16 protein-coding genes are annotated in these 19350 nt (G+C 71.3%); 7 read left to right on the top strand and 9 right to left on the bottom strand.

Annotated features, from left to right (window positions below; translation table 11 throughout):
- Positions 1–16 precede the first annotated feature (16 nt).
- Genes ABZT03_RS09195 through ABZT03_RS09180 form a run of 4 tightly spaced genes read left to right on the top strand, consistent with a single transcriptional unit; the run spans position 17 to position 3605 of the window.
- A complete protein-coding gene (locus ABZT03_RS09195) occupies positions 17–1129 on the top strand; it encodes an aliphatic sulfonate ABC transporter substrate-binding protein (protein WP_356035679.1) in 1113 nt (370 codons plus the stop codon).
- A 12-nt stretch (positions 1130–1141) separates the two neighbouring features.
- A complete protein-coding gene (locus ABZT03_RS09190; protein ID WP_356035677.1) occupies positions 1142–1951 on the top strand; it encodes an ABC transporter ATP-binding protein in 810 nt (269 codons plus the stop codon).
- The gene (locus tag ABZT03_RS09185; protein WP_356035675.1) at positions 1938–2849 is read left to right on the top strand and encodes an ABC transporter permease; all 912 of its coding nucleotides are present in this window, start codon (positions 1938–1940) and stop codon (positions 2847–2849) included. The genes ABZT03_RS09190 and ABZT03_RS09185 overlap by 14 nt, the downstream gene beginning before the upstream one ends.
- Before the next feature lie 6 nt (positions 2850–2855).
- Positions 2856–3605: a sirohydrochlorin chelatase gene (locus ABZT03_RS09180; protein ID WP_356035673.1), complete on the top strand. Its 750-nt coding sequence runs from the start codon at positions 2856–2858 to the stop codon at positions 3603–3605.
- Positions 3606–3645: 40 nt separating this feature from the next.
- Here the strand turns inward: ABZT03_RS09180 and ABZT03_RS09175 are convergent, their stop codons facing one another.
- Together ABZT03_RS09175 and ABZT03_RS09170 are read right to left on the bottom strand one after the other, a co-directional pair.
- Positions 3646–4668, bottom strand: a complete 1023-nt coding sequence (locus ABZT03_RS09175) for a 2-dehydropantoate 2-reductase (protein ID WP_356035670.1) — start codon at positions 4666–4668, stop codon at positions 3646–3648.
- 33 nt (positions 4669–4701) lie between these two features.
- A complete protein-coding gene (locus ABZT03_RS09170; RefSeq protein ID WP_356035668.1) occupies positions 4702–5253 on the bottom strand; it encodes a DUF1697 domain-containing protein in 552 nt (183 codons plus the stop codon).
- 247 nt (positions 5254–5500) lie between these two features.
- Between ABZT03_RS09170 and ABZT03_RS09165 the strand changes: the two genes are divergently transcribed.
- Entirely contained in the window at positions 5501–7741 is a 2241-nt protein-coding gene (locus tag ABZT03_RS09165) for an MMPL family transporter (protein ID WP_356035666.1), read from the top strand.
- 199 nt (positions 7742–7940) lie between these two features.
- On the opposite strand, the gene ABZT03_RS09160 is transcribed toward ABZT03_RS09165, so the two are convergent.
- The 3 genes from ABZT03_RS09160 to ABZT03_RS09150 are packed head-to-tail and all read right to left on the bottom strand — an operon-like array spanning position 7941 to position 10992.
- A complete protein-coding gene (locus ABZT03_RS09160) occupies positions 7941–9227 on the bottom strand; it encodes an extracellular solute-binding protein (protein WP_356035664.1) in 1287 nt (428 codons plus the stop codon).
- Entirely contained in the window at positions 9227–10060 is an 834-nt protein-coding gene (locus ABZT03_RS09155) for a carbohydrate ABC transporter permease (RefSeq protein WP_356035662.1), read from the bottom strand. Before ABZT03_RS09155 ends, ABZT03_RS09160 begins: the two co-directional genes overlap by 1 nt.
- Entirely contained in the window at positions 10057–10992 is a 936-nt protein-coding gene (locus tag ABZT03_RS09150; RefSeq protein ID WP_356035660.1) for a sugar ABC transporter permease, read from the bottom strand. The genes ABZT03_RS09155 and ABZT03_RS09150 overlap by 4 nt, the downstream gene beginning before the upstream one ends.
- Before the next feature lie 343 nt (positions 10993–11335).
- On the opposite strand from ABZT03_RS09150, the gene ABZT03_RS09145 reads away from it, so the two are divergent.
- Positions 11336–12208, top strand: coding sequence for an aminoglycoside phosphotransferase family protein (locus tag ABZT03_RS09145; protein WP_356035658.1), 873 nt, complete (start codon positions 11336–11338; stop codon positions 12206–12208).
- A gap of 322 nt (positions 12209–12530) precedes the next feature.
- On the opposite strand, the gene ABZT03_RS09140 is transcribed toward ABZT03_RS09145, so the two are convergent.
- The 4 genes from ABZT03_RS09140 to ABZT03_RS09125 all read right to left on the bottom strand — a co-directional run bounded on the left by ABZT03_RS09140 (position 12531) and on the right by ABZT03_RS09125 (position 16952).
- Complete coding sequence (locus ABZT03_RS09140; RefSeq protein WP_356035656.1) at positions 12531–13256, bottom strand: 3'-5' exonuclease; 726 nt, start codon at positions 13254–13256, stop codon at positions 12531–12533.
- Between the two features lie 166 nt (positions 13257–13422).
- Positions 13423–14661 carry an SAV2148 family HEPN domain-containing protein gene (locus tag ABZT03_RS09135; protein WP_356035654.1) on the bottom strand — a complete coding sequence of 413 codons (1239 nt, stop codon included), beginning with the start codon at positions 14659–14661 and terminating at the stop codon, positions 13423–13425.
- A gap of 102 nt (positions 14662–14763) precedes the next feature.
- Positions 14764–16083: a copper amine oxidase gene (locus ABZT03_RS09130; RefSeq protein ID WP_356035652.1), complete on the bottom strand. Its 1320-nt coding sequence runs from the start codon at positions 16081–16083 to the stop codon at positions 14764–14766.
- Between the two features lie 53 nt (positions 16084–16136).
- Complete coding sequence (locus ABZT03_RS09125) at positions 16137–16952, bottom strand: Tat pathway signal sequence domain protein (protein WP_356035650.1); 816 nt, start codon at positions 16950–16952, stop codon at positions 16137–16139.
- 194 nt (positions 16953–17146) lie between these two features.
- On the opposite strand from ABZT03_RS09125, the gene glgX reads away from it, so the two are divergent.
- The gene (glgX, locus tag ABZT03_RS09120; RefSeq protein ID WP_356035648.1) at positions 17147–19264 is read left to right on the top strand and encodes a glycogen debranching protein GlgX; all 2118 of its coding nucleotides are present in this window, start codon (positions 17147–17149) and stop codon (positions 19262–19264) included.
- Positions 19265–19350 lie beyond the last annotated feature (86 nt).

Here is a 19350-nt window from a genome sequence, read left to right as displayed (position 1 = left end):
GAGAGGAACACCTCCCGTGCCTGCCAACCGCTCCTCATACCTTCGCCGTGGCCTCGCCGTGGTCGCCGCACTCCCCCTTCTGACACTCGCCGCCTGCGGCTACGGGTCGGACTCCAAGGACACCGACTCCAACGCCAAGGTCGCCGCCGGGTCCAAGAAGATCGACGGCCTCGACTCCGTGAAGATCGGCTACTTCGGCAACCTGACCCACGCCACAGCGCTGGTCGGCAACCAGAAGGGCTTCTTCCAGAAGGAGCTCGGCGCCACCGCCGCGAAGTACCAGATCTTCAACGCCGGCCCCTCCGAGATCGAGGCGCTGAACTCCGGCTCCATCGACATCGGATGGATCGGCCCCTCCCCCTCGATCAACGGCTACACCAAGTCCGGCGGCAAGAACCTGCGCATCATCGGCGGCTCGGCCTCCGGCGGCGTGAAGCTCGTGGTCGACCCGAAGAAGATCAAGTCCCTGAAGGACGTCAAGGGCAAGAAGATCGCCACCCCGCAGCTGGGCAACACGCAGGACGTGGCGTTCCTCAACTGGATCGCGGAGCAGGGCTGGAAGGTCGACGCGGAGAGCGGCAAGGGTGACGTCTCGGTCGTCCGCACCGACAACAAGGTGACCCCGGACGCCTACAAGTCGGGCTCCATCGACGGCGCCTGGGTGCCGGAGCCGACCGCCTCCAAGCTGGTCGCCGAGGGTGCGAAGGTGCTGCTCGACGAGGCCGACCTGTGGCCGGACAAGAAGTTCGTGATCACGAACATCATCGTGTCGCAGAAGTTCCTCGCGGCGCACCCGAAGGCCGTCGAGGCGGTGCTGAAGGCGTCCGTCGAGACCAACAAGTGGATCAGCGCCAACCCGGACGAGGCGAAGGCCGCGGCGAACAAGCAGCTGGAGACGGACTCCGGCAAGGCGCTGCCGGCGGAGGTCCTGGACCCGGCGTGGAAGTCCATCCAGATCACCAACGACCCGCTGGCCTCCACCCTCAACACCGAGGCGGAGCACGCGGTCAAGGCCGGTCTGCTGGAGAACCCGAAGCTGGACGGCATCTATGACCTCACGCTCCTGAACAAGGTGCTGAAGGCCGCGGGCGAGAGCCCGGTGGACGACGCCGGTCTCGGCGTCAAGTAAGCCCGGACCCCGATGAGTTCCCAGGAGGTGACGACCATGGCGACAACCTTTGCCAAGGCCGACGACATCACGTCGGTGGAGCATGCGGCCCGTATCGAGCACGTCTCGAAGTCCTTCGGCGGGCCGGCCGGACAGCAGCTCGTCCTCGACGACATCACGCTGGACGTGGCACCCGGCGAGTTCGTCACCCTCCTGGGGGCCTCGGGCTGCGGCAAGTCCACCCTGCTGAACCTGGTGGCGGGTCTGGACGACCCGTCCTCGGGCAGCATCACGACCCACGGGCGTCCCGCGCTGATGTTCCAGGAGCACGCCCTCTTCCCGTGGCTGACCGCGGGCAGGAACATCGAACTCGCCCTGCGGCTGGGCGGGGTGGCGAAGAACGAGCGGCGCGGCCGGGCCGAGGAGCTGCTCGAACTCGTCCGGCTCAAGGGCTCGTACGGCAAGCGGGTGCACGAGCTGTCCGGCGGGATGCGGCAGCGGGTGGCGCTCGCGCGGGCCCTCGCGCAGGACAGCCGGCTGCTGCTGATGGACGAGCCGTTCGCGGCGCTGGACGCCATCACCCGGGACGTGCTGCACGACGAGTTGACCCGGATCTGGACGGAGACCGGCGTGTCCGTCCTGTTCGTCACGCACAACGTGCGCGAGGCGGTGCGTCTCGCGCAGCGGGTCGTGCTGCTGTCGTCGCGGCCGGGCCGGGTGGCACGCGAGTGGGCGGTGGACATTCCGCAGCCCCGCCGTATCGAGGACGCGCCCGTCGCCGAACTGTCCCTGGAGATCACCGAAGAACTGCGTGGGGAGATCCGCCGACATGGCCAGCACTGAGACCACCGACTCACCGGCGTCCACTCCCGTCAAGGACGGCGCGGCCCTCGGTGGCCTGGAGGCGGGCCTCGACGCGCTGGAGAGCTCGGCGTCGGGCCGGACCCCCTTCCGGCAGACCTTCCGCGAGAAGATCTTTCCGCCGATCGTCGCGGTCGTCGTCGTGCTGGTCGTCTGGCAGGCGCTGATCTCGTTCAAGATCGTCGACGATCCCTCCAAGCTGCCCTCGCCGGCGGACGTGGGCGGCGAGTTCAAGGACGCCTGGCTGGAGGGCAAGCTCCTCGGCTACATCTGGACCAGCATCTCGCGCGGTCTGCTCGGCTTCCTGTTCGCGCTGGCCATCGGCACGCCGCTCGGACTGCTGGTGGCGCGGGTGAGGTTCGTCCGCGCGGCCATCGGCCCGGTCCTGTCCGGCCTCCAGTCGCTGCCGTCGGTGGCGTGGGTGCCGCCGGCCGTGATCTGGCTGGGCCTGAACAACTCGATGATGTACGCGGTGATCCTGCTCGGCGCGGTCCCCTCCATCGCCAACGGGCTCGTCTCCGGCATCGACCAGGTGCCGCCGCTGTATCTGCGGGCGGGCCGCACGATGGGCGCGACCGGCCTGAAGGGCGCCTGGCACATCGTCATGCCTGCAGCGCTGCCGGGCTATCTGGCCGGTCTGAAGCAGGGCTGGGCGTTCTCCTGGCGCTCGCTGATGGCGGCGGAGATCATCGCCTCCTCGCCCGACCTCGGCATCGGTCTGGGCGCGTTGCTGGAGAACGGCCGCAACGCCAGCTCGATGCCCATGGTGTTCGAGGCCATCTTCCTGATCCTGTTCGTCGGTATCGCCATCGACCTGCTGATCTTCAGTCCGCTGGAGCGGCGGGTGCTGCGCGGCCGCGGTCTGCTGGTGAAGAGCTGAACTGACATGAACGACAAGCCGGTCCGTCCCGTCCTCGTGGTCGTCGCCCACGGCAGCCGCGACCCGCGGCACGCCGCGACCGTGCACGCCCTGGTACGGCGGGTACGGTCGCTGCGGCCCGGGCTGCGCGTGGAGACCGGCTTCCTGGACTTCACCATTCCCTCGGTGCAGGGGGTGTTGGAGTCGCTGGCGGCGGAGGGCGTGCGGGACGTGGTGGCCCTTCCGCTGCTGCTGACCCGCGCGTTCCACGCCAAGGCGGACATCCCGGCCGTACTGCGGGACGCGCCGCCGCGGCTGCGGGTCCGGCAGGCGGAGGTGCTCGGCCCGTCGCCGCTGCTGCTGTCGACGCTGGAACGCCGGCTGCGCGAGGCCGGGTCGACGTACGCCGACCGCTCGGCGACCGGGGTCGTGCTGGCCTCGGCGGGGTCCACCGACCCGGAGGCCATCGCCGTGATCGCGTCGATCGCGCGGGAGTGGCGCCGCACCGGCTGGCGTGCCGTACGGCCCGCGTTCGCCTCGGCGGCGCTGCCCCGCACCGAGGACGCGGTGCGGGAACTGCGCGAGCTGGGCTGCGAACGGGTCGCCGTCGCTCCGTACGTCCTGGCGCCCGGTTTCCTCCCGGACCGCATCGCCCGCGGTGCGGCCGGAGCGGACGTGATCGCGGATGTCCTCGGCGCAGCCCCGGAAGTGGCGCGGGTACTGCTCCAGCGGTACGACGAGGCGCGGATGCCGGCGCTCGCGGCGGTCGGCGCGTAGGGTTCCGCGTCTCCCGAGACCCTCGCGGGAGAGAGCCCGCTCAGGACTTCTGACCGGGCAGGGCAGCCTCGTCGGCCAATGCGAGCAGTTCGTCCAGCGGCATCGAGCCGGCCGCCCTGCGCTCCCGCGCGAAGGTGTTCGCGAGTCGCTGCAACAGCTCGTTGAGCGGGGTCGGTACGCCGTGCAGGCGCCCCAGGAGCACGATCTCGCCGTTGAGGTGGTCGGCCTCGATCGTGCCGGTGCCCCGGGTGAGGGACTGCCAGGAGGAACCCCCGCCGCGTGCCCGGCCGTTCAGCGGGACCAGGGTGACCCTGTCCCCGCGGGCCGCCCGCTGCTCCTCGACGCTCGCGTACGCGATCCCTGCCGCGTCGAGCACGGCCTCGCCCTCCGCCCGTACCCGCGCGGTCAGTTGCGCCGCCTCCGGGCCCTGCGCCGGCCCGGTCAGCGCCTCGACGGCGTTGGCCAGGTTGGACAGCAGCTTGGCGTACTGCCAGCGCGACACGTCCGGCACGACCGGCGCCTCGAACCTCGACCTCTCCAGGTCGGCGGCGATCCGCCGGGCGGTGTCGTCGGTGCCGCCGGGGTGGCGGCCGAGGTGCAGGATGCCGGTGAGGGGGCTGCCCGCGGCGCTGACGGCGCCGGGTTCGAGGTGGGTGGCGGGCAGCCACACGCAGACGCCGTACACCCGACGGAAGCGGCGCAGCGCCAGGCGCTGGCTCTCCACTCCGTTCTGCGCGCACAGCAGCGGCAGCCGCTCGGCGGCCGTGCCTCCGCCCTCGACCGGCGCGGGCCCCCACGCCTGGAGGGCGGCCTCGCTGTCCTGCGTCTTGACGGTGAGGACCAGGACGTCGTCCTCGCGCAGCGGCCCGAGCGGGCCCGGTCCGTCGACCGTCGGCAGGTGGTGGGTGAACTCCCCGTCCGGCACGGTCAGTCGCAGTCCGCCGTCGCGCAGTGCCGCGTACTGCGCGCCGCGCGCGACGAGGACGACCTCGTGACCCGAACCCGCGAGCCGTCCGCCGACGGTGCCGCCCACCGCCCCGGCCCCGATGATGATGTAGCGCATGCCGGGAGCCTTTCACAGGCGGGTGTCCGGCCGTCAGACGGGCCGGGTCAGCTCCACGAGTTTCAGGACGGTGTTCCAGTTGCGGCTGGTGGCGATCAGCCCCTTGGTGATCCGGGGCTTGGCGAGCTGCTCGGCGAGTTTGGAGCGGCCGAGGCCGTCGGGGGCGTAGAGGTACAGCGCGCGGTCGCCGAGCCGGAAGTCCTCCGGGAGGTGGGCGGCCCGGTCGACGCCGGCGAACCGCTCGGGGCCGACGGGCTCGGAGAAGTAGGTGACGTGGAGCTGTTTCGGCTCCAGGTCGGCGGCCGGGAAGGGACAGTCGTCGGCGATCGCCCGCAGATAGGCGTGGTCGCGCACGATGACGTCGACGGTGAACCCGAAGCGCTTCTCGATCGCCTCCCGGAGGGCACCGGCGTGCGAGTCCTCGTCGCCGTGGTCGCTGGTGAACACGGCCTGCCCGCTCTGCAGGTAGGTGCCCACCCCGCCGTGTCCGAGGGCTTCCAGGACCGCGCGCAGTTCGGCCATCGGGAGCTTCTTGTTGCCGCCCACGTTGATCCCGCGCAGCAGGGCCGCGTACGTCGTCGTCATCCGCTCACCTTAGAGCGGCCGGGCCCGGAGCGCGGGAGTGGACACCCTGATCACCGTCCCCGAGGCGGCCGGATAGATGTAAGGGGTCAGGGTCCTCCCCAGTGGTGAGGGAACGGGGCCCGGGGGGATGACCCGGGGCCCGGGCAGGTCGTCGGGCAGCAGGAGGAGAAGGCTTTATCAGGCCCATACCTTCGAAGTGGAGGTGGCGGCAGGGAGCTGCCACGACACACGAGGGGGCAGGCCCGTCATGGGGAACGGCAATACGCGGGTACGGGGCATCGCGGCCCGAGCCGGCGGCTGGAGCGCCCGGCACCGCTGGGCGGCGGTCGGCATCTGGGTGCTGTTCGTCGTCCTGGCGATGGGGCTCGGTTCGGCGGCGGGCCGGGTCGACGTCAAGGACAGCGACCAGCTCAAGGGCGAGACGCACACCGCGGCCAAGATCATCGAGGACGCGGGCATCGACGAGCCGGCCAGTGAGACGGTGCTCGTCCAGGCGAGGACCGCGGGCGTCACGTCCACCGACGCCGAGTTCAGGTCCGCGGTCACCGCGGTCGTCCGTGCGGTCGAGGGGACGGGCAAGGCCACGGACGTGACCTCGCCCTACGACACCAGGACGATCTCGAAGGACGGCCGCAGCGCGCTGGTGCAGTTCGACATGCGCGGCGACGCCGACACCGCGGGCGAGCGGGTCGAGCCGGTGCTGAAGGCCGTCGAGGGGGTGCAGAAGGCGCACGGGTCGCTGCGGATCGAGGAGATCGGCGGCGCCAGCATGATGAAGACGTTCGACGACGCGTTCGGGGACGACTTCCAGAAGGCCGAGCTGTCCGCCGTACCGGTGGCCCTCGGCATTCTCCTCATCGCCTTCGGCGCGCTGGTCGCGGCGCTGCTGCCGGTGGCCCTGGCGGTCACCGCGATCATGGCGACGATGGGTCTGATGGGCGTCGTCAGCCATGTGATGCCGATGAGCGACACCGCGAACTCGGTGATGCTGCTGGTCGGTCTGGCCGTCGGCGTCGACTACTGCCTGTTCTACCTCCGCCGTGAGCGCGAGGAGCGCGAGGCCGGCCGGGACGCGCAGACGGCGCTGCGGATCGCCGCCGCCACCAGCGGCCGCGCGATCGTCGTCTCCGGTGTCACGGTGTGCGTGGCGATGGCGGGCATGCTGTTCACCGGACTCGCCGAGTTCGAGGCGATGGGCCTGGCCTCCCTGATGGTCGTGGCCGTCGCCATGGTCGGGTCGGTGACCGTGCTTCCGGCGCTGCTCTCCCTGCTGGGCGAGCGGGTCGAGCGGGGCCGTCTTCCGTTCCTCAAGCGCCGCAGGGCCACCCGCGACAGCCGGTTCTGGACGGCCGTCCTCAAGGGCGTGCTCGCCAAGCCCCTGGTCTGTGTCGTGGTGGCGGCCGGCGCGCTGCTGGCGATCGCCGCTCCCGCGGTCGGCATGAAGACCCAGAACCTCACGCTGGACCAGGAGTTCGGCAACTCGCTGCCCATCGTGGGCACCTACAACCGGGTCAACGACGCCTTCCCCGGCGGCTCCGAGCCGGCCGAGGTGATCGTCAAGGCGAAGGACATCAACGCGCCCGAGGTGAAGTCCGCGCTCGCCGACTTCCGGGAACGGGCCGTCAGTTCGGGCGCCTCGCGCGGACCGGTCGAGATCAAACTGCACAACGCCCAGAACATCGCCTTCGTGTACGTCCCGCTGGTCGGCGGCTCCGACCTGGACAAGGCGGGCGCCAGCCTGGAGAAGCTGCGCGACGAGGTACGGCCGGCCACTCTCGGCAAGGTCGACGGCGTCCAGGCACCCATCTCCGGACAGGTCGCCGGTTCGCACGACTTCAACGACCAGCTGGCCGGTGCGGTCGTCCCGGTGTTCGCGTTCGTCGTGGTCTTCGCCTTCCTGCTGATGCTGCTGTCGTTCCGCTCGCTGACGATCGCGATCACGTCGATCGTGCTGAACCTGCTGTCGGTGGGCGCGGCCTACGGCATCCTCGTCGCGGTCTTCCAGCACGGCTGGGGCGCTTCCCTGGTGGGCGCGGAGGGCGTCGGCGCCATCATCACCTGGCTGCCGCTGTTCCTCTTCGTGATCCTGTTCGGCCTGTCGATGGACTACCACGTGTTCGTGGTCTCCCGTATCCGCGAGGCGCGTCTGCGGGGCCGGACCACCAACGACGCGATCCGGCACGGCGTGGTCACCACGGCCGGTGTCGTCACCAGCGCCGCGGTCATCATGGTCGCCGTGTTCGCGATCTTCGGGACGCTGTCGATGCAGTCCATGAAGCAGATGGGCGTGGGTCTCGCGGCCGCGGTGCTCATCGACGCGACGATCATCCGGGGTGTGCTGCTGCCGGCGGTGATGGCGCTGCTCGGTGAGCGCAACTGGTACCTGCCGAAGTGGCTGCACCGGCTGCCGGACCTGACGCACGACGAGTCGCCGGAGGCCGTCGCGCCCGCCGTGCGGGACGACGAGGGCGAGCGACTGGGCGTCTGAGCCCGCCCGCGGGCCGGAGTGATCCGGCCCGCCACCGAACGAGGGTCCGTTGGTCTCCGGGGGAGCCGACGGGCCCTCAGCTGTGCCGGCTCGGGCCATGCTCCGGCGCGGGCCAGGCTCGCACGGTGACCGTGCTCGGGTGGCGGCGCCGGGTGGCGTCGCACCGGTGTCGCCGGTCCGACGTGCTCCGGGCCGGTGTTCAGCGCTGGTAGCGGGCCAGTACCAGGTTGCCGTCCTTCTCCAGGCGTCGGCGCAGCTCGTCGAGTCCGATGGCTCCGCTGTAGTACTCCTGGAAGGCGGGTGTGGCGACCTTGTCCTTCCACTCCGGGTAGCCGCGGACGGACTGCGCGGGCGCCGGCCGCAGCCGGCCGGCGAGTGCCGTGCCGGTGGCCCAGCCGTCCTTCGCGGTGTGCAGGGCCGGGTCCCGCAGGGCGCGGGCGCCGGTGGGCAGCATCCAGTCGCCGAGGGCCAGCCGGACCATGTTGCGGGGCCGCAGCAGGAAGTCGACGAACGCGGCGGCCGCCTTCTTGTGCGGGCTGTCCTCGGCGATGGACAGGGTCTGCGGGCTGACGCCCTGGGTCAGCCCCTCGGCTCCGGCCGGGGCGGGCAGCACCTGCCAGTCGAAGCCCTCCGGCGCCTGCTGCGCGATCTGCTGCCGGTAGGAGAACCCGAGCGGGACCATGGCGTACCGGCCGCCGAAGAACCCGGGCAGGGTGTCGGAGCCGCCGCTGCCCAGGGTCGATCCGGGCGCGCTGTGATCGGTGCGGACCTGGTCGCGCACGGTGCGCGGCACCACCTCGTCGGCCGCCTCGAAACGGACCTCGACCCGGCCGTCCGGGCCGCGGTGGAACAGCTGACCGCCGGCCGACAGCGACAGGTTGAGTGTGGCGGAGACCGGCTCCTTGAGCGGCCAGGCCACTCCGTACCGGCCCGGGCCGCTCAGCTCCCTGGTGACCTGCCGGAACTCCGCCCAGCTCCAGGGCCGTTCGGGGGTGGGTATCCGTACACCGGACTTCCTCAGCCAGGTCGCGTTGGCGATCAGGACGCGCGGTTCCTGGAGGAACGGCACTCCGTAGACGCCGTCGCCGAAGGTGGCCGTCCGCCAACTGCGCTGCGGGATGTCGGCCTTGAGCCGGGCGGGCAGCAGCTCACGCAGATCGGCGAGATAGCCGCCGTACGCGAAGTCGGCGAGGTCGTCCGAGGCGTCGTGGATGATGTCCGGCGCCTCACCGCCCTCGAAGGAGGTCAGCAGCTGGTCGTGCACACTGTCCCAACTGCCCTGTACGTACTCGACCTTGATGTCCGAATGGGTGGCGTTCCACTCCCCCACCAGGTCCCTGTTGGCCCGGACGGACTCCTCCTGCCAGGCCAGGGACTGGAAGCGCAGGGTGATCCGGCCACCGGAGCGGTCACCGCCGCCGCCCGTGCAGCCCGCCAGCAGCAGCGCCAGCACGAGGGCCACGAGGTGTCCCGTTCTGGTGCGCATCAGCTCTTCACCGCCCCGGTGAGCATGCCGCCCGTGATCCGCTTCTGGATGACCGCGAAGACGACCAGCGAGGGCAGCGTGGCGAGGAACGCCGCCGCCGCCAGGGGCCCGAGGTCCGCGACGCCCTCCGCACCGATGAAATGCGTGAGGACGACCGGCAGGGTCTGCTTCTCCGGCGTCTTCAGCAGCACCAGCGCGAAGAAGAACTCGTTCCACGCGGTGACGAACGCGAACAGTCCCGTCGCCACCAGTCCCGGCGCGAGCAGCGGCGCGGTCACCGAGACCAGCGTCCGCAGCCGCCCGGCCCCGTCGACGGCCGCCGCCTCCTCCAACTCGGGCGGCACGGCCCGGACATATCCCACGAGCATCCACAGCGCGAAGGGCAGCGCCCACACCACGTACACCGCGACCAGCCCCGGCAGGGAGTTGATCAGCCGCAGGGTCTTCAGCACCAGGAACAGCGGGATGATCACCAGGACCACGGGGAACGCCTGGCTGACGACCACCCAGCCGGTCGCCGCCCGTGCGAGCGGGGTGCGCCGGCGGGCCATGACGTACGCCGGCCCGATCGCCAGGAGTACGGCGATCAGGGCGGCCGCGACCGCCGCGAGCAGGGAGTTGAACGCGGCGTGCAGCAGCGGCTGTTCGTCGAAGGCCTGCCGGAAGTTGTCGAGGGTGGGGTGCCGCGGGATCCAGGTGGGGTGCAGACTGCCCAGTTCACGCGGCGACTTGAAGGCGGTGGAGACCAGCCAGAGGAACGGGAAGGCGAGGAGGACGAGATAGGCGAGCAGCGCCAGATACTGTCCGGCGCGGGCTCGTCCGCTGGTCCTCACGCGTCGTCACCCGCCCTGAGCCGGCCGGCCAGGAAGAAGGCGAGCAGCACCGAGACGACCGCGACCATGACACAGCCCATCGCCGCCGCGTACCCGAACTGGCCGTACCGGAACGCCTCTTCGTAGGCGAAGAGCATCGGCAGCCGGGTGCGGCCGCCGGGGCCCCCGCTGGTGAGGACGTACACCAGAGCGAACGAGTTGAAGTTCCAGATGAAATTGAGCGCGGTGATCGACAGGGCGACCGGTCTCAGGGCGGGCCAGGTGACCGTGCGGAACCGGCGCCAGGCGCCCGCGCCGTCCATCGCCGCCGCCTCGTGCAGTTCGCGCGGGGTGTTCTGCAGCCCGGCGAGCAGCGCCACCGTCGTCTGGGGCATGCCCGCCCAGACACCGACCAGGATCACCGCGGGCAGGGCGGTGGACAGGCCGCTGAGCCAGTCCCGTCCGTCACCGAGGCCGAGGTCGCGGAGCGACTCGTTGAGCACGCCCGCGTCGGGGGCGTAGACGAGGCGCCACATGATGCCGACGACGACCTCGGGCATCGCCCACGGAACGATCGCCAGGGCACGGGCCACCCCTCTCATCCGCAGGTCCTCGTTAAGCAGCAGGGCGAGGCCGAGGGCCAGCAGGAACTGCGGCACGGTCACGCCCACCGCCCACACCAGCCCGATCCGGAACGACTCCCAGAACAGCGTGTCGTGCAGCAGGTCCTGGAAGTTGAGGGCGCCGATCCACCGGGTGGGTGCGGTGCGCCCGGACTGGGCGTCGGTGAACGCCAGCACGATCGCGTAGAGCAGCGGGCCGACGCTCAGCAGGACGATCGGGATCAGCGCGGGCAGCACCAGGAACCAGGCCCCGGGGCTGGTGGGCCGCCGGTCTCCGTCGGCGCGCCGCGCACCGGGCGCCGACCGCTTCGTCGCGGTCACCAAAGTCACGTGATGTGCTCCTTCGCGCGGCTCGTGACGATCCCTGTCCGGCGGGCCCCCGTCATGGTGGTGAAGGCCCGACGACTCGTCAAGGGAGCGTGCGTACGCCCCGACCTGTGCGAATGCCAGACTGGCCGACGGATGGCGGAAACCCGGCACCCCGGGTCCGGGACAAGCCGGACCTGTCGGACGGTCCGACCGGGCGGACGGACCGGACGAACGGACCGGACCGGACGAACGGGCGGACCGGGCGGACGACGGACCGGGCGGACGACGGACCGACCAGACGCACCGGTCGAACCAGAGGCACTGGACCGACCCGGACGGAACGGACAGGACGGAGAGGCGGACGATGGACGAGGCGCGGGCGCGGGACGTACTGGCGGCGGCGGAGGTACTGCCCGGCCCGGCGGGTGAGGCGCGGCTGCTCGCCCTGGGCGAGAACGCGGTCTTCGCCGCCGGCGACCTGGTCGTGAAGGTGGGAAGAGACGCCGAACTCCTGGACCGGGCACGCCGGGAGCTGGCCGTCGCGGTGTGGCTCGCCGGGGCGGGCGTGCCCGCGGTGCGGGCGGCCGACCCCCGGGCGCGCCTGGTCGAGGGGCACCCGGTGACCGTGTGGCACCGGCTGCCCGAGGCCGTACGGCCCGCCGGACCGCGGGATCTGGCCGAACTGCTGCGGTCGGTGCACGCACTGCCCACCCCCTCACCCGACGCTCTCGCGCTGCCGCCGCGCGAACTGCTGGGCGGGGTGGAGCGCTGGCTGCGGCTCGCCGGCGACGCCGTGGACCCCGCGGACGCGGCGTATTTGCGCGAGCGCCGCGACGGTTTCGCGGCGGCCGCCGCCGCGCTCACCCCGCGGCTGGCGCCCGGCCCGATCCACGGGGACGCGCTGCCCCGCAATGTGCACGTCGGTCCGGACGGGCCGGTCCTGGTCGACCTGGAGACCTTCTCCGCCGACCTGCGCGAGCACGACCTGGTGGTGATGGCCCTGTCCCGGGACCGCTACGGTCTGCCGGCCGAGGCCTACGACTCCTTCACCGAGGCGTACGGCTGGGACGTGCGCGAATGGGAGGGCTGCCGGGTGCTGCGCGGCGCGCGCGAGACGGCCAGCTGCGCGTGGGTCGCCCAGCACGCGCCCGCCAACCCGAAGGCACGGGCCGAGTTCGAGCGCCGGGTGGCATCCCTGCGGCACGGGGACGAGACGGTCCGCTGGTACCCGTTCTGACGAACGCCCGCGAGCGGTCACTCCGTGTGGGGCCGTACGGCGCCGGGCGACCCGCGAGGGCGGCCGGCTTGAGGTACGCCCGCGGGCAGTCACCCCGTACGGGCCGCACGGCGCCGGGCCACCCGCGCGTACCGGCCGTTCAGCGCCGGGCAGCTCGCACCTGCCGGCCGCACCGCACCGGGCGACCCGCGAGGACGGCCGGCGTAGGGAAGGGCCGCGGGCAGTCACTCCGCACGGGCCGTACGGGCCGTACAGCGCCGGGCGGCTCGCACCTGCCGGCCGTACCGCACCGGGCGACCCGCGAGGGCGGCCGGCGTTCGGGTCAGACCGGCTCGTCCGCCGGCTCCCGCAGGGGCCACACCCCGTCGACGACGGCCGTCGGGTCGCCCTTGCGGCGCAGGAAGTCCTGGAAGTCCGCCGCCCATTCGGCGTACCACTCGATCTGGCGGCGGTGCAGCTCCGCCGGGCCGAGGGCCGCGACCTTCGGGTGGCGGACGGCTATCGCGCCGGCCAGCCGGGCGGCGGCGAGGGCGTCGGCCGAGGCGTCGTGGGCGGCGTCGAGCGCGACGCCGTACTCCGTGCAGACCGCCTCCAGGTTGCGTTTGCCGCGGCGGTAGCGGTCGGCCCAGCGGTCGATGGTGTACGGGTCGATGACCGGGGCGGGGTCGAGGCCGCCGCCCAGACGGTCACGCAGGGACGGCAGGTGATGGCGCCGCAGTTCGGCGGCGAGCAGGCTCAGGTCGAAGGCCGCGTTGTAGGCGACGACCGGGACGCCCGTCTTCCAGTACGCCACGAGGACGTCCGCGATGGCGTCGGCGACCTGGTCGGCCGGTCTGCCCTCGCCGGCGGCGCGTTCGTTGCTGATTCCGTGGACCGCCACCGCGTCCGCCGGGATCTCCACGCCCGGGTCCGCGAGCCATTCGCGGTGCCCCATGGGCTGTCCGCCCCTGACCTCGATCACGGCCGCCGTGACGATCCGGGCCACGCGCGGATCGGTTCCCGTGGTCTCCAGGTCGAAGCCGACCAGCAGCTCCTGGTGCCAGCCCATCGGCGGCCCCCCTTCTCGGTGGTGCTTTCCCCCCAGTGGCCTCCACCTTCCCACGGGCCACTGACAATCGGCGGGCCGCCTGCCACCGCCGATCCCGCGCAAGGGAGTCGGGCAGGGGAACACGGAAGGGAACGGCACGGGGAAACGGGACCGGAACCGGAACGGGTCAGGACACAGGGCGCGAATCCGCCCAGGCCACCTCGAACTCCTCGCGATACGTCGGGAAAAGACCACTGTCGTCCACGTCGCCCGGCTTGACCACACGACTGCCGCCGCGCAGTACCAGCACCGGCCCCTCCATGCCGCGCGCCCGCCGCAGATAGGACTGCACGACGGCGACACCGTCCGAGCCGTCGCCGTCGACGAGGTAGGCCGTGAAGCGGGGCGTCTCGTCGTAGACCTGGATCTCGAAGGCGCCGGGGTCGCGCAGCCGGGAGCGGACGCGGCGCATGTGCAGGATGTTCATCTCGACCGAGCGGCTCAACTCGCCGCGTTTCATGCCGAGTTCCCGCTCGCGCCGCTTGACCGCGCTGGAGGCCGGGTTGAGGAACAGCAGCCGCACCCGGCAGCCCGACTCGGCCAGCCGCACCAGCCGCCTGCCGGAGAAGTTCTGCACGAGCAGGTTGAGTCCGATACCGACCGCGTCGAGCCGGCGGGCGCTGGCGAAGAGGTCCTCGGCCGGGAACTGGCGCATGAGCCGGACCCGGTCGGAGTGCACGGCGACCACGTCCGCGTACCGGTCGCCGACGAGGTTCTCGACCGCGTCGACCGGCAGCCGGCGCGCGGACGGCACGTCGCTGCCCGTGCCGAGCATCTCCAGCAGCTTGGCGGAGGCCCGTTCGGCCTGGCCGAGGACGGCCTCGGACAGCGCGCGGTTGCGCGAGACGACGTTACGGGTGACCTCCAGCTCGTCCAGGGCGAGTTCGACGTCCCGGCGCTCGTCGAAGTAGGGCGCGAAGCACGGCCAGTGCTGCACCATCAGCTCGCGCAGCTGCGGCAGCGTGAGGAAGCTGAGGACGTTGTCGTCGGCCGGGTCGAGCAAGTAGCCCTTGCGGCGGCTCACTTCGCGGACGGCGACGGCGCGCTGCACCCACTCCTGGCCGGCGGGTCCGGCGGCGGCGACCACCCACTCGTCACCGTGCACGGGTTCGTAGATGGGGCGCAGCACGGCCGCCACGACGGCGCGCAGCCGCTGTTCGACGAGATTCAGCCAGATGTAGGCCCGGCCGGCCCGCTGGGCGCGCGTACGCACCTCGCGCCAGGCGTCGGCGTCCCAGTCCAGCTCCGGACCGATGGCACCCGCGTCCATCGGCCGGGCCAGCGACACCGTGCCGGGCGGGACGTCTGCGGAGTTCCCCTCGTGACCCTCGTCACCAGGGGGCAGCTCCAGCCCTCCCGAGCCCACCCGTGCACCGCCTTCCGCTCCCCCGAGCTCAACCCGTCCCAACGATCAAGGAAGGGTACTCCGGGAGCGGTCGGCGGTGCAGCCGGATGGACAGGTCGTTTCTCAACTGCCGGGCTGCCAGTGTCCGTTCTGCGACGCCAGCTCGGCGGGAGTGAGCGGATTCATGGCGGTGACGTCACGCGGGGCGATGGAGAAGCCCTGCCAGTGGATCGGCATGGGCTGCTGGTCCTCGTCCCGGGCGATGTGGTGGAAGCCCACGTTCATCCAGACCACGGGGTGGGTGAGGGTCTGTCCGTTGACCCACTTGTCGACCGACTTGCCCGCCGTGGCGGGACAGTTGCCCGGGTTGTTGCTGGCGTACTGCTCGCACTTGTTGTACTGGGTGACGAAGATGTCGTGCTTGGTGAAGCTGCGTCCCGGGTAGCGGGTCGTGGGCCCCTGCACGATCTCGTACGACCGCGCGTGCCCGTCCTTGTTCTTGCCGGTCGCGCTGACCACGCGCCACCAGCGGTAGGGCTTGGTGTCGCCCGCGAGTTCCTTGGTGACCTTGGTGCGGGTGGTCTTGTTGGTCGGCGCCTCCTGGCCGGCGGCGGGCGCCGTGACCTTGGAGTCGTACTGCTCGACCTTGGTCTTGGAGGAGCCGTCGAGGCCGAAGTCCAGGCGCCAGAAGACGTTGTGGCTGTGGCTGGTGGCGTAGGCCTTGGCGCCCTTGCCGATCGGCCAGCCGCGGCCGTCACCGGCGTCGTAGTCCTCGTAGCTGAGGCTGCCGGTCGCGCCGACGTTCATGTTGATCGTGCCGTCGTCCTGGAAACGCCACTCGGTCATGTACTCGTACCAGCCGACCTGGTTGACCGTGTAGACGAGCAGGTCCTTGCCCTGGGCCTGGAAGACCTTGTTCGCGGAGTCGCCCTGCATGCGGTAGGCGTGGCCGCGGGAGCGGGTCGTGGTGCACAGGCCCTTGACGTCCGGGTGCGCGGGGTCCCAGGCGTCGGGGACCTTGACGGTCTTGATGGTGCCGCCGGGACACTCGCCCGACGCCAGGTTCATCAGGCCCTGCGCGAACCCGAAGCCCGTCAGGTCGTCGTACTCGACGCTGCCGTCGTCGTAGGGGACGTCGATCTGGCCGAGCCTGGCGCTGTTGAGGACCTTGATCGGCTTGGTCTCGCCCTTGGGCTGGTAGGAGATGTCCTCCAGGACGAGCCCGGCCTTGCTGTTGTAGTGCCAGCACATCCGCCAGGTCGTGCCGCTGGAGAGCGTCTGCTCGATGCGGTAGGCGGCGCTGCAGTCGGCGGCGGCCGCGGGTGCGGCCTTCGGCTGGGCGGCGGCAGGTCCCGCGCCCGTCGTGGCACCGGCGGCGAGCGCGGCCAGCGAGAGGCCCACGGCCGCCCCCTTGCGGACACGACCGATTCTGTTGACGCGCATGAAGAGGTGACTCCCTTGCCGGAGTAGCAGGTCGAAGGTGGAAGGACGGCTGTTCAGCCGCGGACGAGCTGGGCGACCTTGCGGGCGCTGAGGTCGATCACCAGGGACCTGGCGTCGATCCACGGCCCGTTCTTGGCCTTCGGGAACAGCCGTACGCACCGGTGCTCGCCGCACTTGTCGAGGACGGCGGGCTGGGCGCCCGGCGACGCCCGGTAGACCGCGCCGTTGAGCAGCAGCTGGTCCGGGGAGGTGAGCTCCTTGCCGATCGCGTCCTTGTAGTCCGCCTTCAGGCCCGCGCCCAGCGGGTCGGCGATCAGGAGCGCGGCGGCCTCGGCGTTCTCGGCCCGGCTCAGCGGCGGCTGGACGCCGTGCTGGGTGCCGGTCTCCACGACCTTGCCGGTGTCGAGGTCGACGGTCCTGGTGACGAGGGTGTCGTCGCGGTAGTCGTAGAACGACACCTCGGCGCGCCGCGGTGCGTTCGGGTCGTCCACCTCGCCGTCCTCGGGCTCGGCGAGGTCGACGCCGAGCCGCTCGGGGCCGCGGTCGCCCTCGACGTCCTCGCTGGAGTTGAACAGCTGCGGGTTCACGGCGAGCTTCTCGACGCGCTCCACCTCGTCGTCGGTCAGCGGGTCGCGGCCCGTGCCCCGCTCGGTCTGGGCCGGTGCCTGCTCGACCACACCGGGTTTGACGGCGGCCTGTTCCGGGCCCGCCTGCTGCTGTGCGGACCGGCCGCCCTGGCCGGCGCCTCCCGCCTCGTCGGCCCCCGCCGTGCCCGGCAGGGTGATCCCGACCATCACGGCGGTCCCGGCGACCGCGACGGCCGCACCGGCCACCACCTTGCCCAGGTGGCGGTGCACTATCTTGCGCACATCTTCCCCCTACTCCCCCACAAGTCCCCGGGAGTACGTTTTGCCCCACATCTTCGGCACACGGCACCCCATGGAGCGCCGTACGCACTGGTCAGTGGGTAAGAGGGACGTAAGTCATAGGTGGTTCCATCACTTTCCTGGACACTCGGAACCAAGGCACCCGGCAGCGCGCTACAGCTGAAAGAGTCCAATACATGCAGGTCTGGCCTGGAGAGGCATATCCACTCGGTGCCACGTACGACGGCGCCGGCACCAATTTCGCGGTCTTCACCGAGGCCGCGGACCGAGTAGAGCTGTGTCTGTTGCACGACGACGGCTCGGAGACGGCGGTGGAGCTGCGCGAGAGCGACGCCTTCGTGCGGCACGCCTACCTGCCCGGCGTCATGCCGGGACAGCGGTACGGGTTCCGCGCGCACGGCCCCTTCGCCCCCGAGCGCGGTCTGCGCTGCAACCCGGCGAAACTGCTGCTCGACCCGTACGCGCGGGCGATCAGCGGGTCCGTCCAGTGGGGCGAGGAGGTCTACGGCTACCACTTCGACGCCCCCGAGGAGCGCAACGATCTCGACTCCGCGCCGCACATGATGACCTCGGTCGTGGTCAACCCCTACTTCGACTGGGGCGACGACCGGCGACCGCGCACGGAGTACCACCACACGGTGATCTACGAGGCCCACGTCAAGGGCCTCACCATGCGTCACCCCGGCCTGCCGGAGGAGCTGCGCGGCACGTACGCGGCGCTCGCCCACCCGGCGATCATCGAACACCTGACCGAGCTGGGTGTCACGGCACTGGAGCTGATGCCCGTACACCAGTTCGTGAACGACCACCGGCTGGTGGACATGGGCCTCAACAACTACTGGGGCTACAACACCATCGGTTTCTTCGCCCCGCACAACGCGTACGCCTCCTGGGGCGACCGCGGCCAGCAGGTCCTGGAGTTCAAGTCGGCCGTCCGGGCGCTGCACGAGGCCGGCATCGAGGTCATCCTCGACGTGGTCTACAACCACACCGCCGAGGGCAACCACCTGGGCCCGACCCTGTCCTTCAAGGGCCTCGACAACCCGCAGTACTACCGGCTCACCGACGACCCGCGCTACTACATGGACACCACGGGCACCGGGAACTCCCTGCTCATGCGGTCCCCGCACGTCCTCCAGCTGATCATGGACTCGCTGCGGTACTGGGTCACCGAGATGCACGTCGACGGCTTCCGCTTCGACCTCGCGGCGACACTCGCCCGGCAGTTCCACGAGGTCGACCGGCTGTCGTCGTTCTTCGACCTGGTGCAGCAGGACCCGATCGTTTCCCAGGTGAAGCTGATCGCCGAACCGTGGGACGTCGGCGAGGGCGGCTACCAGGTGGGCAACTTCCCGCCGCTGTGGACCGAGTGGAACGGCAAGTACCGCGACACCGTGCGGGACCTGTGGCGCGGTGAGCCGCGGGCACTCGCCGAGTTCGCCTCCCGGCTGACCGGCTCCTCCGACCTGTACCAGGACGACGGCCGCCGTCCGCTGGCCTCGATCAACTTCGTGACCTGCCACGACGGCTTCACCCTGCACGACCTCGTCTCCTACAACGACAAGCACAACGAGGCCAACGGCGAGGACAACCGGGACGGCGAGAGCCACAACCGGTCCTGGAACAGCGGGGCCGAGGGCGAGACCGACGACCCCACCGTGCTGGAACTGCGGGCCCGGCAGATGCGCAACTTCATCGCCACGCTGATGCTGTCCCAGGGCGTGCCGATGATCAGCCACGGCGACGAGGTCGCGCGCACCCAGCACGGCAACAACAACGCCTACTGCCAGGACAGCGAGCTGGCCTGGGTGCAGTGGCCGGACGCCGACGAGCCGGGAAGCGAGCTGCTCGACTTCACCCGGGCGATCGTGCGGCTGCGCCGGGACCACCCGGTCTTCCGCCGCCGCCGCTTCTTCCACGGACGACCCGTGGAGGGCACCCACGACGAGCTGTCGGACATCGCCTGGTTCACCCCGGAGGGCAAGGAGATGGCCCAGAGCGACTGGGACTCGACGCAGGCCTCGGCGCTGTCGGTGTTCCTGAACGGGAACGCGATCTCGGAGCCCGGCGCGCGCGGGGAACGCATCACCGACGACTCGTTCCTGCTGATGTTCAACGCCTCGCCCGAGCCGCTGGAGTTCGTGGTGCCCGTCAACCACGGCCGCCAGTGGCAGGTCGTCGTCGACACCGCCTCGACCGACGGGGTGCCCGCGGACGAGGGCCGGAAGGTGGATGCCGGGGACCGGCTGACGCTGGTGGAACGCAGCATGGTGGTGCTGCAGCGGCCGGTGTAGGCCGCCCGGCCCGGGCCCTCTCGCGGGGGCCCGGGCCGGATCACGCGGAACGGACGGAGACCCTCGCGGGCACGGATTCCGGACGC

The sequence above is a fragment of the Streptomyces sp. NPDC005574 genome, assembly GCF_040605435.1.
Taxonomy (GTDB): domain Bacteria; phylum Actinomycetota; class Actinomycetes; order Streptomycetales; family Streptomycetaceae; genus Streptomyces.
The sequence above is the reverse complement of the archived record's forward strand: the minus strand, read 5'-3'. Positions and strand labels throughout refer to the sequence as shown.